Raw genomic sequence first — 14,340 nt, 5'->3', positions numbered from 1 at the left:
AATGGAACTGGTTCTGCTTTATCTTGTCATGGAGACAATGATGGAACAGTAACAGTGATTGCTGCAGGTGGAACTGCACCTTATACTTATGCTTGGAGTAATGGCGGTACAACTGCTACACTTACTGGTTTAGTTGCAGGAACATATACGGTAACCATAACAGATGCAAACGGCTGTACAGAAACAGCAAGTGCAATGGTATCAGAACCAACTGACTTAACAGCAAATGGAACTGGTTCTGCTTTATCATGTCATGGAGACAATGATGGAACAGTAACAGTGATTGCTGCAGGCGGAACTGCACCTTATACTTATGCTTGGAGTAATGGCGGTACAACTGCTACACTTTCCGGTTTAGTTGCAGGAACTTATACGGTAACCATAACAGATGCAAACGGCTGTACAGAAACAGCAAGTGCAATGGTTTCAGAACCAACTGACTTAACAGCAAATGGAACTGGTTCTGCTTTATCATGTCATGGAGACAATGATGGAACAGTAACAGTGATTGCTGCAGGTGGAACTGCACCTTATACTTATGCTTGGAGTAACGGCGGTACAACTGCTACACTTTCCGGTTTAGTTGCAGGAACTTATACGGTAACCATAACAGATGCAAATGGTTGTACAGAAACAGCAAGTGCAATGGTATCTGAACCAGCAGCAATTATTACGACAACAAATACTAATGATGTTACTTGTAATGCTAGTTGTGATGGAGCAGGTATGGTTAATGTATCAGGCGGTACAGCACCATATACATATGCTTGGAGTAATGGTGAGGCAAATGCATCTCTTACAGGATTATGTGCAGGTACTTATGTGGTTACAATTACGGATGCAAATGGTTGTATGGCAGTTGACTCTATAACAATTAATGAACCAACTGCGATTAGCACATTAACTTCTACTACAGATGTTACTTGTAATGGGAATAATGATGGAACAGCAACGGTGACTGTTTCTGGAGGTTCAGCACCATATACTTATGCATGGAGTAATGGACAATCAACAGCAACTGTTGTTGGTTTGTATCCAAATGTAAGTTATACTGTGTCGATTACGGATGCAAATGGTTGTAATACGGTAGATACGGTGATGGTAGGTGAACCACAAGAGTTGCATGTTATTGCTTATTCAACGGATGCTAGTTGTTTTGATGCTTGTGATGGAACAGGACATGCTTATGTTTCTGGTGGAACTGCACCTTATACCTACTCTTGGTCAGTACCTGATACCACAGCTTTAATTGATAACTTGTGTGCGGGATCATATTATGTGATTGTTACGGATGCAAATGGATGTATAGCTATCGCATCATTGTTGATTGGCCAGCCTACTGAAATCATGGCAGCATTTACGCCAGATTATATCTTAAACACTATTCAAGTTGCAGGATCAAACGGTGTGTCACCTTATACCTATGTTTGGAATGATGGTACAGCGGGAAATCTAGTTTCTAATGTTGTAAGTGGAACTTATTCAGTTACCATTACGGATGCAAACGGATGTGCAATAGTAGACAGTTTAGTTTATGATGATGGAAGTGGAATCATTAATCAATTTACAGTGAACGTTGGACCAAATCCATTTACATACACTGCAAATATGGTAATGAGCACGAAAAAAAGTACAAACATTACTGTTGAATTGTTTGATGTACATGGAAATATAGTTGAACATTCTTATGATGGCTTAATTGAATCTAATGTTGACTTACAGTTAACAATAGATGGAAATGGAATGGATCCAGGTTTATATATCTGGAGAGTTCTTGCTGAAGACGGAAGTGCAACAGCGAAAAGAGTCGTTCTAGTAAAATAGAGTTTAAACGTTAAACTTTTATTTAACACCTGTAACTATTGTTACAGGTGTTTTTTTTTAGCTTAATTTTGAAGGCTATGATAAGGGTGAAGCAAAACGGTTATTTAATTTTATTATTGGTTTGGGGTTGGAGTGCAGCTGCACAAGAATCCTTTGGTGTTCAATTTATCGATAACTGGAACGATACTACAATTACCATGGGACCCGGAAATGTTCGCTATTCTGATTGTTATGGGTTTAATATAAATGCCCAAAATTATGCAGTTATAGGCTCTACAATAGGTGCTCATTTTTTAAAAATCACCCCAACTAGTATAGACTATTTGGTTACTAAGGAGGGATCATTTGAAGGTAAAACGGTTCAACATAGAGATTATAAAAAGTATAAAAATTATATCTACGCAGTGTGTGATGAAGGGGCCTCCTCTTTGCAAATATTCGACGTTTCTTTTTTGCCTGACTCAGTACATAAGGTTTACGATAGTAACGAGTTTTTTGAAATATGTCATAATATTTTTATTGATACAATTTCCGCTAAACTATACGCTTGTGGACCAAATAATGAAGGGATGAAAATTCTAGATTTAACAAATCCTGTTGCACCTAAATTGGCACTTAATTTTAACAACTTACCTTATGTTCATGATTGTTTTGTGCGAAATGATACTGCGTTTCTAAATGCTGGAAGTAGTGGTTTAGTAATTTATGATTTCAACCAGAGTAGTCCCGTTGAAATAGGATTGCTAAATTTTTATGTTGATCAAGGTTATAACCATAGTGGCTGGTGGTCTGAAGATGGTTTGACTTATTGTTTTATTGACGAAACTTTAGGTAAAAAAATTAAATATTGTCGCATTGATAATGGCATACAAAACATAAATGTAAATGCGCTTTTTGGAACTAAAAATGCAATCAATTATATCCCACATAATATTCAGTTGTTTATGGATTTTGCTTTTGTATCTTATTATAATGAAGGTTTGAGAATATTTGATTTAAAAGCTAAACCTATTAAAGAAGTTGCCTTTTATGATACTTATTTAAGTGAGAGTGATTTTAAATTACATGGGGCTTGGGGAGTTTACTTATTTAAAAAAGATAATATCATTTTAATATCGGATAGACAAGGCGGTCTTTTTTCTTTTTATTTTCCTGCTCCCGCATTAAGAAATATTATTAATGATGCGGCGGTTTTTAATATTCCATTTATAGATGCCAATAGTTTAATTATCATCCAACCTAAAGATGCTTCAAAATTGAAGTTTAGTATTTATAGTATAAATGGAGCACTTGTCTATGAAAAACAATCGTATTTAAATTGGGTAAATATTCCTTTATTCCTGAATCCAGGGACATACATATATCATGTTACTTCAATAGATTTAAAAACGAGTTTTTCTGGCATGTTTGTTGCTAATTAAATTTTGTTAAAATTATTCTTACTGGATAATCACCAATTGGTCTATGATAAAATAGCTTTGGTCTATTAAATACACTAATTAATAGTATTAGGTGAGGATAAGTTTTACAAATAAAATTTTAACAAAAATTAATACATTTGTAACAAATTAAGTATGATGACAACTTTACCTTTTTTTTATAATGGGATTGCTATGCGTAAAATTTTCTCCTTCTTGGTGATTTTTTTGTTTTCGCATGTGGTGTTGGCTAGTGACACTGACAATTGGGACTATAATATGGAGAGTCCACCCTGTGATAATGTGACTAATTCTGGCACAATTACAGGGGCACAAAGTTCTTGTGGTTCATTTTATCCAACTAGCTTATTAAGTACTTCACCGGCTTCTGGTGGCTCTGGTGTGATAGAGTATCAATGGATGTACAAAAGTGCATCAACAGGTTGGAACTTACAAACTGTTGTGGGTGCTACTATGCTTGATTATACCCCCGGACTACTTTCAGAAACTACTAAATTTGTGCGTTGTTCAAGAACACAAGGCTGTACTAGTTGGCCTGGAGAAACAAGTAGTATTACGATTACAGTGACTAACGCATGTTGTAATGTTACCAATGCTGGAATCATTGGTAATACTCAAACTTCATGTGGCCCATTTGATCCCTCACCTATTGTTAGTATTGCTCCTGCTTCTGGTGGTACAGGTTTGATTGAATATGTATGGATGTATAGAAGTGCTTCTACAAATTGGGGTTTAACAATGATACCTAATTCTAATAGTGAAACTTATGATCCTGGTTATCTAACTGAAACAACAAAATTCAGAAGGTGTTCTAGAAATATAGGCTGTACTAGTTGGCCTGGTGAAACGACAGATTTGCTAATGACTGTGAGTAACTCTTGTTGCAATGTCACTCAGTCTGGGGCTATTGGTAACGCACAAATAAATTGTGGGGCTTTTGATCCTGCACCAATTACTAGTTTGTCCCCTGCTTCAGGTGGTAGTGGTATAATAGAATATATTTGGATGTATAGTAATGCTACAACAAATGATGTATTAACCGTAATTCCAGGTACAAATAGTGAAACATACGATCCTGGTTATATTACAGAAACAACAAGATTTAGAAGATGTTCTAGAAATGTGGGCTGTTCCAATTGGCCTGGTGAAACTACGGATCTTTATATGACAGTGAACCCAATATTTTCAGCAACTGCAACTTCAACTGCTGCGAGTTGTTCGGATACCATTAAAGTTTGTACCATGTCTGATTACAATGGCTCTAGAACTATTTGGATGCCAAATTTGGGAGGAACATCTGTTACGTCCAATTTTAAAATTATTAATAATTCCGCTAAACTTTATCAATTTTCAGATGGCACTGCGCACTATGTGGGTAAGGCTCAGAGTACAGTAGATGCAAATAAACAATGGGTTTTTTCTGTCTGGTTTAAAGATAAAAAAGACTGGTCTACATGGAATGCAGGTGGTGGAAGTTATAAAAATGGTGGTGGAACAACAAACCATACTAATTGGGACTATTACATCATGGATGCTTCTAAAACTAATTCAATGATTGGGTTGTTAGATTATGCTGGTATTGAATTAAATTTAACCCACATGCCTTCAAGTTATTTGTATGCTATGCAGTTAGGACAAGGCGCAAATGATCATGATGGTGATTTTGGGATGTCATTTTGGTTTAATTATACAAGTACTAATAGCGCTTTTAGTGCTGGTCATGGAGATTTTAATGCAGATGCCGCTTGTACTGATTTGATTACTTGTGGTGGTAGCGCTTCTGCTGCTATTGTAGGTGGAGTAGCTCCATATATTTATGAATGGTCGAATGGAATTTATGGAGATTATAATAAAGATTTGTGTATAGGGACTTATAACGTCACGGTTACGGATGCAAATGGATGTGTGGCTAATGCTTCCACTTCTATTTCATCTTCAACATGTTGTTTAATGTCTAGTGCTGGAACTATTGGTAATGCTCAAGCTGGCTGTGGTCCTTTTGATCCAATGGCTTTTACGAATCTTTCTTCAGCAATTGGAGGTGGAACAGGGGTAATTGAATATCAGTGGATGTATGAAAATTCTACTACTAGTGGAGTTTTGACAGCTATTTCAGGTGCCAATAATGCCGTTTATGATCCAGGGATGATAAATGAAACTACACAATTTAGAAGATATTCTAGAATTCAAGGCTGTTCTGGTTGGCCCGGTGAATCTAATGATATTACCATTACAATTAACGCCAGTCCACTTGCAACTGTGACTAATACCAATGCGACTGGAAATGGTGTAGCGGATGGTACAGCAACAATTATTGCCAATGGCGGTACCTTGCCTTATTCTTATTTGTGGTCAGATGGTCAAACTACTGCTACTGCAAATGGTTTAGCTTCAGGAACTTATTTGGTAACTGTAACAGATGTAAATGGCTGTACAACGTCTGAATCAGTAGTGATTAACGAACCGATTGCCTTGTCAGTAACAGTAACTTCAAGCGCTGTTTTATGTAATGGAGGGAATGACGGAACCGCTATGGTTTCCATTGCTGGTGGTACTTCACCATATACTTATTTATGGTCAACAGGAGCCACAAACGATAGTGTTTCTGGATTAACTGATGGAAATTATTCGGTGACAGTAACAGATGCAAATGGTTATTCAATTTTAGGAACCGTATTGGTGAATGAGCCAACGGCATTAACAAATACAAATATTTCAGTTTTGGATGTTACGTGTAATGGAGGAAATGATGGATTAGTGTCGTTGAATGCTTCTGGAGGAACGGCGCCTTATACTTATGCTTGGTCTAATGGACAAACTACGCCAAATGTAATAGGATTATCAGCTGGAAGTTATTCGATATCCATAACAGATTCTAACGCTTGTAATATAGTCGTTTCTACTGCAGTGAATGAGCCAACAGTGTTGTCTAATAATAGTGTGAATATCACGGATGCTTCTTGTAATGGAACCGCAACTGGTACTATAGCGTTACAAATTACAGGTGGATCTTCTCCATATACCTATGCTTGGTCAAATGGTCAAACAAATGCGGTGGCTACCGGGTTGACGGCAGGCGTGCATAGTGTTGTTGTGACAGATGTAAATGGATGTAGCTTAAGCATAAATAATTTAACTGTAAATCAACCATTGACTTTTGCTGTGGAAACTGCTGCAGCAACAAATACTTCTTGTTTTGGTGCTTGTGATGGATTTGCAATTATCTCTTTGGATGGTGGCACTTTTCCTTATACTTATTTGTGGAGTAACGGGGCAACGGATCCTGTTAGTTTAGGATTATGTGCTGGTACCTATTCTGTAACCGTTACAGATGCGAACGGTTGTTCTTTAACCGAAAACAATATTCTTGTTGCTGAACCTGCACCGATAGAAAATAGCAGTACTTCAATTGTTGATGTCACTTGTAATGGATATAATAATGGTTCTGCAACTGTACACCCAACTGGAGGTACGGCGCCTTATTCTTATGTTTGGTCAGATGGACAAACTACTGCAACTGCGACTGGATTAATGGCAGGTTTATTCAGTGTAACCATTTCAGATGCAAACGGCTGTTCTGTACTGATAAATGATATAAATGTATCGGAACCAGATTTATTAATAAATACAAATACTTCCATTGTAAATACTTCGTGTTTTGGTACTTGTGATGGTTCAATTTCAGTTGCTGTAACCGGTGGTACCGCTCCGTATACTTATGCATGGACAAATGTTGTCTTTAACCAAATCAATGGTGATGGCACAGCTGTTATTACAGATTTATGTAAAGGTTTGTACGCTGTTGTGGTAACAGATGCTAATGGATGCACTATTGCAATCGATAGTATTCTAATTGCTAGTCCAAGTCCACTTTTTAATAATAATCCAACCATTACACCGGTTTCTTGTTTTGGTGAAACAAATGGAAGTATTGATTTAGATGTAATGGGTGGTACGCTACCCTATACTTATGCTTGGTCGAATGGCGTTAATACTGAATTAAATGATAACTTATCGGCTGGTAGTTATAGTGTAACAGTAACGGATGCAAATGGTTGTGCTTTTGATGTGTCTAATGTAATTATTACTGAGCCGACTCTATTGTCAAATTCAAATACTACTATTGTAGCTGTATCTTGTAATGGTTTAAATGATGGTTCTATTACTGTTAACCCAACAGGAGGAACAGCTCCTTATACTTATGCTTGGTCAAATGGTGCGATAACTTCTTCTGTGAATGGTTTAACTGCTGGTGTTTACAACGTAGTGATAACAGATGCGAATGGCTGTTCTTTTAATGAGAATAATATGAATATAATGGAACCTACGCCGCTTGTAATATCTACCCCTATTATCAATCCTGCTTCTTGCTTTGGAATATGTGATGGTTCTATTACAATTAGTCTATCTGGAGGAACTGCACCATATACCTATGCATGGTCACAATTTGTAATTAATCAAATTAATGGTGACGGAACGCCTGAAATTACGGATTTATGTAAAGGAATTTATTCTGTTTTAGTGACGGATGCAAACGGTTGTACTGTAAGTTTAGATAGTGTTCAAATTTCAGAACCACCTGCAGTGTTTAATAACAATATGGTGGTTTCTAATATCTCTTGTAATGGAAGTAGTGATGGGGCTATTGATTTAGATATTTTTGGTGGAACATCCCCTTATTCTTATACTTGGAATAATGGCGATTCCACAGAGAGTATTGATGGCTTATCTCCAGGAGTTTATTCCGTAATTGTGACGGATGTAAATGGTTGTGGTCTAGATGAAAATAATATTTTAATTACAGAACCATTGCCAATGTTGGCTCCAAATAATGTTGTTTCAAATATTTCTTGCGCTGGTATTTGCGACGGATTAATTCAGTTGAATGTTACTGGTGGTATCTTGCCTTATAATTACAACTGGAATACAGGGGATAGCTCTATGTTAATATCCAATTTGTGCGCAGGGAACTATGCGGCTGCAATTACGGATGCAAACGGTTGTACTTTAAATGTAAGTGGAATGACGATAACTGAGCCAATGGCTTTATCAGCTGGGTTAATTTCAACGGAAGTTCAATGTTATACTGGTTGTGATGGTTCCATTAACACTACGATTACGGGTGGAACAGCGCCATTTCTATTGGATTGGAATAATGGAAGCACAAATAGTAATCTAATAAATTTGTGTGCGGGTGTTTATGCGGTATCTATTATTGATGCGAACGGATGTACAGTAGAGGATTCTGTTGCAATTAGCCAACCTAATGAATTACATTCTATTTCAACCACAACAGACGCAAGTTGTTTTGGAGTTTGTGACGGGACGAGTGCAACGACTGTAACTGGTGGTACAATGCCATATTCTTTCTTATGGAATACGGGTGATACTACCAATAATGTAACAGGTTTATGTGCTGACTCTTATAATGTGATAGTGACTGATGCCAATGGTTGTGTTGCGGTCAACTCTAGTTTAATATTAGCGCCTGCTGAAATACAAGTAGCCTTTGTGGTAGACTATAATTCGGCATCAATTCAAGCGAATGGGATGAATGGCGTTTTACCATATACTTACAACTGGGCTAACGGAAGTGTTGGAAATACCATTTCTAATTTGGTAAATGGGGAATATTTCTTAACCTTAACAGATGCTAATGGATGTAGTGTGAATGATAGTATTGAATTTGTAGATGGCGGTGGTATCATTAATCAGTTTACTGTAAATGTAGGACCAAATCCTTTTTATAACGATACTAAGTTGAGCATTTCAACCACACAGTCTAGTAAAATTGTGGTTGATATTTATGATGCAACTGGAAATATTATCGAAGAAACTTTTAATGGTATGTTAATCGAAGATACAGAATTTGAATTAATCATTAATAGTAATAGTATAAAACCTGGTATGTACTTATGTAGAATTCTAGCCGAGGATGGAAGTGCAATCACTAAAAAATTAATGGTTGTGAAATAGAATTAACACATAACCTTCAGTGTATTTATAGCCCTAACCATTTTGGTTGGGGCTTTTTTATGGTCTGGAGATGCGTTTTAAGTTGCTATATAAATTGGCTGGGGGAGATGGAACTACTGTAATGGAGTGTAATTATTTGTATAGGTATAATCGTTTTTAATATCACCTAATAATGCTTGGAGATTTTGGTGTTGTGCTAAAAGGAAAAATATTTTCGTCAGCACAGTGAAAAGTAGGCATAAAAAAAGCGTACCTCAAATGAGATACGCTTTTTTATTTATATTAACTTATTAATTATTTCCTGTATTCTTTTTATCTACATCAAAATCTTCGTCTTCATTAGGGTCTGTAACTAGGTGAATAGAATCAGAGTAAGATTGACAAGGAGCTTCAACAGATTTATCACTAAAAAAAGGCGTTTCGTTTTCGGATGTACTTGGCTCAATTACTTCTTTATTACAAGAAGTAAAACCGATTAAAAATAAAGCTATAAGTGATATTAGTATTTTCTTTTTCATTATAAAAAATGATTTAATCAAATATACAAAATTTATATTGTGCCGCCAAAAAAATAATTATTTACTGTAGTTTTTATTGATTTAACGGTAAAATCAGCCTTTTTTTAATCCTAACTCTATTAATCTTTCTGTTAAAAATTCGCCAGCAGTCATGTCTTCGTATGACTTAGGGTTATTTTCATCAATACAGGTAGACAGGCATGTAAGGTCCATTTCAGATCGCGGATGTAAGAAAAATGGGGCTGAATATCTGGGGGTTAACCAAGAAGATTCCTTGGGCGTAATGACACGGTGTTGGGTTGATCTAAACCTGTTATTAGTTAACCGAGCAAGCATGTCGCCAATATTTACCACAATTTCATCTGCCTTTGGACTAACTGGTACCCATGCACCACCTAATGTTTGCGCTTGAAGTCCTTCTGCGCTACCACCCATTAATAAGGTAATTAAATTTATATCTCCATGTGCAGCAGCTCTAACAGCTCCTGCAGGTATATCTTTTATATTATCCATAGGGTAATAATGTAACAACCTAAGTATACTATTGCCATGGTGGACTTTTTGTTGAAAATAATCCTCTTCCAAACCAAGATATAAGGCGACTGCTTTTAGTAGTTGAATACCGGTCTGCTCAAAAGTTTCATAAACTTCAAGCCCAACAGATTCAAAGTCAGCTACTTCTTTCGGCCATATATTGTCTGGGTATTGTGCTTTTATTGGATCATTATCCTTTACCGTCTGCCCTATGTGGTAAAATTCTTTGATATCTGGAATATTTCTTCCTTTCGCACTCTCTCTATTTTTTGCAATATATCCTCTTTGTCCCGATAAAGCTAAGTTTTCGTATTGCTGCTTGATGTCATTTGGTAATTCAAAAAATGCTTTCGATACCAAAAATAATTTTTTACGAAGCGCTTCACTTACGCCATGGTTCTTTACTATAGCAAACCCCATGTTGCTAAATGAATTACCAAAGTCTTCAATAAAACTATTTCTAACCTTTTTATCTTCCGATAAAAAGTCAAGATAATTTACAACAGCAATTTCATCCTTGTGCATTAGGCAATTTTTAATTTCGACAATTTAGATTTCCCAAATTTCGATTCTGCATAAGCTAATGTTACCCTAAAGTCTTTTTCTGTCGCACTAGAAGGTAATTCAAACATTGCATCTGTCAAAATTGCTTCACATATAGAACGCAATCCACGTGCCCCTAGCTTAAACTCTAAAGCTTTTTCAACAATAAAATCTAAAACTTCTGCATCAAATTTTAACTGAATACCATCTATGCTAAATAAATGCGTATACTGTTTGATTAAGGCATTATTAGGCTCTGTTAGAATTCTTCTTAAAGCCACTTTGTCTAATGGTTCTAAATAAGTTAAAACAGGCATACGACCAATTAACTCCGGAATTAGACCAAATTCTTTAATGTCTGTTGGAATAATATATTGTAGTAAATTATCAGGATCTAGTGCTTCCTCTTTGTCTTTATTTGCAAATCCAATCGCACTAGTATTCATTCTTCTACCAATAATTCTTTCAATACCATCAAAAGCACCACCAGCAATAAATAAAATATTAGTTGTATTAACCTTAATCATTTTTTGGTCAGGATGCTTTCTTCCACCTTGTGGTGGTACATTAACTTCCGTACCTTCTAACAATTTTAACATGGCTTGTTGAACACCTTCTCCTGATACATCTCTTGTAATAGAGGCGTTGTCAGATTTTCGTGCAATTTTATCGATTTCATCAATAAAAACAATTCCTTTTTCTGCGGCCTTAACATTAAAATCAGCTGCTTGTAAAAGTCTTGACAATATGCTTTCTACATCTTCACCAACATACCCTGCCTCTGTCAATACTGTAGCATCAGCTATACAAAAAGGAACATTTAACATACGGGCAATAGTTCTTGCCAATAAGGTTTTTCCTGTACCTGTTCTACCAACTAAAATAACATTAGATTTCTCTAATTCAGGGGTGTCTGTACTTGATAAGTTATTGTTAATTCTCTTGTAATGATTGTAAACGGCAACAGAAAGATACTTTTTAGCATCTTCCTGACCGATCACATACTCATTCAGTTTGTTTCTAATTTCAATAGGCTTTAAAAGCTTTAAGTCATTCCCTATTTCGGTTGACTTATGTACTTCCTCCTCATTTACAATTTCATGTGCCTGTTCTATGCAACTTTCACAAATATGTCCAGTTACACCAGCAATTAATATATCCACTTCACTTTTTGGTCGTCCACAAAAGGAGCAACCCACCTCATTTTTTGCCATTGTGTATTGTAATTATTTTATAATATTTTTTGATAAAACTTCATCAACCATTCCGTAGTTTTTTGCTTCCTCTGCAATCATCCAATAATCTCTATCAGAATCTTGCCAAACTTTATCGTAATCTTGACCAGAGTGATTAGCAATAATTTCGTATAATTCTTTTTTCAATTTTTGAATCTCTCTTGCAGTAATTTCGATATCAGATGCTTGTCCTTGCGCACCTCCTAATGGTTGGTGAATCATTACTCTTGAATGTGGTAATGCAGATCTTTTACCTTTTGCACCTGCACATAATAATACCGCACCCATAGATGCAGCCATACCTGTACAAATTGTGGCAACATCAGGTTGAATGTATTGCATAGTATCATAGATACCTAATCCTGCATATACACCACCGCCTGGAGAGTTTAAATAAATTTGTATGTCTTTCTTTGCGTCTACTGATTCTAAGAAAAGTAATTGTGCGGTAATAATATTAGCCACTTGGTCATTAATCCCAGTACCTAAAAATATAATCCTATCCATCATCAATCTTGAAAAGACATCCATTTGTGCCACGTTCAATTGACGTTCTTCAATAATGTAGGGTGTTAAAGATGATTCAATATAGTTTTGTAAATGCATACTACTAATTCCGTGGTGTTTAGTAGCGTATTTGTGAAATTCGTTTTGATCTATCATTTGTAAATGTTTTAATAAAAAAATAATGCCTATAAATATAGGCATTATTAAATAAAAATATGTTAAAATTAAAATTAGTTCTGAGCGTAAGCTACTTCAACAAATTTTTCATAAGGAAGTAATTTCTCTGTTAATTTGACATTTTCTTTAATGTATGCCAATATTTTAGCACCATATATACTGTCGTATATTTTATTTGCTTCTTCTTGATTTGACAATACGTTTTTAGCTTGTGCATCAAGTTCCTTCTCTTCAGGAGCAGGCATGCCATACTGTGCATATTGGTTTATTAATAAACCTTTTGTGTGGGCAATCACTTCTTCTGATTTAACTTGTAAATCATTTTCTTTTATTATTTTATTTTGAATTAATTGCCATTTTAAACTCTTCTTGTAATTGTCAAAATCTGCTTCAATTTCTTCCGCGGAAACTTCTTCTTTTGCAGATTCTTTTATCCATCTTTTTAAGAAATCTTCTGGTAATTCAAATTTGGTTTTTTCTACAATTGCTTCTGTTGCTTTTTGACTGAATAACCTGTCTGAATCATTTTGAAACATTTGGTCTAAATCCGCTTTAATTTTTTCTCTCAATTCTGTTTCGTTCGAAATAGTTCCTGGTCCAAACAATTTATCGAATAATTCTTGATCAATCGCAGCTGGAATCATATTTTTGATTTCCGTAATCTTAAAGTCAAATTTAGCTGGAAGATCGTTGATTTTCGATTCGTCAACACCTAACATTGCTGCTAAATCTTTGTCGTCTCTAGAAACCGTTTTTGGATCTAAACTTAATACATCTCCAACTTTCTTTCCTAAAATTGATTTTTTAACTTTATCATCCTCAATAAATTCTAATGAAATAGTGGAGTTGTTACTAATCTCACCAGATGGCTCTGAAAATTCACCAACTACCATGTCTTTCTCACCTACTTTATCCGCAGGTACTAATTTACCGTATCTTCGAGCTAAATTATCTACTTCTTTGTCTAACATCTCTTCAGAAACGTCAACTTTTAAATAGTCAAATTTTTGCTTTGCATTGATATCTAAATCAAAAGTTGGTGCTAACCCTAAAACATAAGCAAATTCGAATTCAGTAGGGTTAATAAAATCACCTTTTACTTCTTCGTCAATCTTTGGTAATGGGTTACCTAATACCTCTAAATTATTTTTTTGAATGAAATCGGTTAAGGATTCATTGATTAATTTATTTAGTTCGTCCGCTAAAACACTCTTGCCGTATTTTTTCTTTATAATACCCATTGGTGTTTTTCCAGGTCTGAAACCTGGCATGTTAGCATCTTTTCGGTACTTTTTTAAGATGTCTTCTACTTTTGTAGAATAATCTGCAGGTGCAATTTGAATTCTCAATACTGCATTTAAATCATCAATTTTTTCTTCAACTACATTCATTTTCTTAACGAAGTTTAAAATTTATATAAAAAAAAATGGTCTTGGCAATGCCGAGACCATTTAGTGCGGGTGGAGGGACTCGAACCCACAAGCCGTGAAGCACTAGATCCTAAGTCTAGCGTGTCTACCAATTTCACCACACCCGCAATACTTCAATCTCTTTTAAAAAGAAAGAGGGCACGAAAGTAGTTAATTA

Annotated in this window: 8 protein-coding genes and 1 tRNA gene; 3 read left to right on the top strand and 6 right to left on the bottom strand. The window is 35.5% G+C overall.

The genetic code is table 11. The features are described 5' to 3' along the window. From DNU06_RS03755 to DNU06_RS03745, 3 genes are all read left to right on the top strand, one after another. Nucleotides 1-1,824: T9SS type A sorting domain-containing protein (locus DNU06_RS03755; protein ID WP_146239140.1), on the top strand; the 1,824-nt coding region annotated here is incomplete at its 5' end. A 77-nt stretch (nt 1,825-1,901) separates the two neighbouring features. Beyond that, the gene (locus DNU06_RS03750) at nt 1,902-3,245 is read left to right on the top strand and encodes a choice-of-anchor B family protein (RefSeq protein WP_111061854.1); all 1,344 of its coding nucleotides are present in this window, start codon (nt 1,902-1,904) and stop codon (nt 3,243-3,245) included. A 153-nt stretch (nt 3,246-3,398) separates the two neighbouring features. Continuing rightward, nucleotides 3,399-9,239 carry a T9SS type A sorting domain-containing protein gene (locus DNU06_RS03745; protein ID WP_111061853.1) on the top strand — a complete coding sequence of 1,947 codons (5,841 nt, stop codon included), beginning with the start codon at nt 3,399-3,401 and terminating at the stop codon, nt 9,237-9,239. A gap of 290 nt (nt 9,240-9,529) precedes the next feature. Here the strand turns inward: DNU06_RS03745 and DNU06_RS03740 are convergent, their stop codons facing one another. The 6 genes from DNU06_RS03740 to DNU06_RS03715 all read right to left on the bottom strand — a co-directional run bounded on the left by DNU06_RS03740 (nt 9,530) and on the right by DNU06_RS03715 (nt 14,290). Then, a complete protein-coding gene (locus DNU06_RS03740) occupies nt 9,530-9,778 on the bottom strand; it encodes a hypothetical protein (protein WP_146239139.1) in 249 nt (82 codons plus the stop codon). Between the two features lie 72 nt (nt 9,779-9,850). Further along, a complete protein-coding gene (locus DNU06_RS03735; protein WP_111061851.1) occupies nt 9,851-10,816 on the bottom strand; it encodes an isopenicillin N synthase family dioxygenase in 966 nt (321 codons plus the stop codon). Further along, complete coding sequence (gene clpX / locus DNU06_RS03730; protein WP_111061850.1) at nt 10,816-12,048, bottom strand: ATP-dependent Clp protease ATP-binding subunit ClpX; 1,233 nt, start codon at nt 12,046-12,048, stop codon at nt 10,816-10,818. The genes DNU06_RS03735 and clpX overlap by 1 nt, the downstream gene beginning before the upstream one ends. A 12-nt stretch (nt 12,049-12,060) precedes the next feature. Next, nucleotides 12,061-12,732 (bottom strand): ATP-dependent Clp endopeptidase proteolytic subunit ClpP, encoded by a 672-nt coding sequence (clpP, locus tag DNU06_RS03725; RefSeq protein ID WP_111061894.1) that lies wholly within the window; start codon nt 12,730-12,732, stop codon nt 12,061-12,063. Nucleotides 12,733-12,806: 74 nt separating this feature from the next. Next, a complete protein-coding gene (tig, locus tag DNU06_RS03720; protein ID WP_111061849.1) occupies nt 12,807-14,144 on the bottom strand; it encodes a trigger factor in 1,338 nt (445 codons plus the stop codon). A 64-nt stretch (nt 14,145-14,208) separates the two neighbouring features. Further along, nucleotides 14,209-14,290, bottom strand: a tRNA-Leu gene (locus tag DNU06_RS03715). Nucleotides 14,291-14,340: the final 50 nt, after the last annotated feature.

Origin of the sequence: Putridiphycobacter roseus (assembly GCF_003234935.1) — a bacterium.
Classification (GTDB): domain Bacteria; phylum Bacteroidota; class Bacteroidia; order Flavobacteriales_D; family Crocinitomicaceae; genus Putridiphycobacter; species Putridiphycobacter roseus.
Note: the sequence above shows the minus strand (reverse complement) of the source record. Positions and strands in the feature narration are given on the sequence as shown.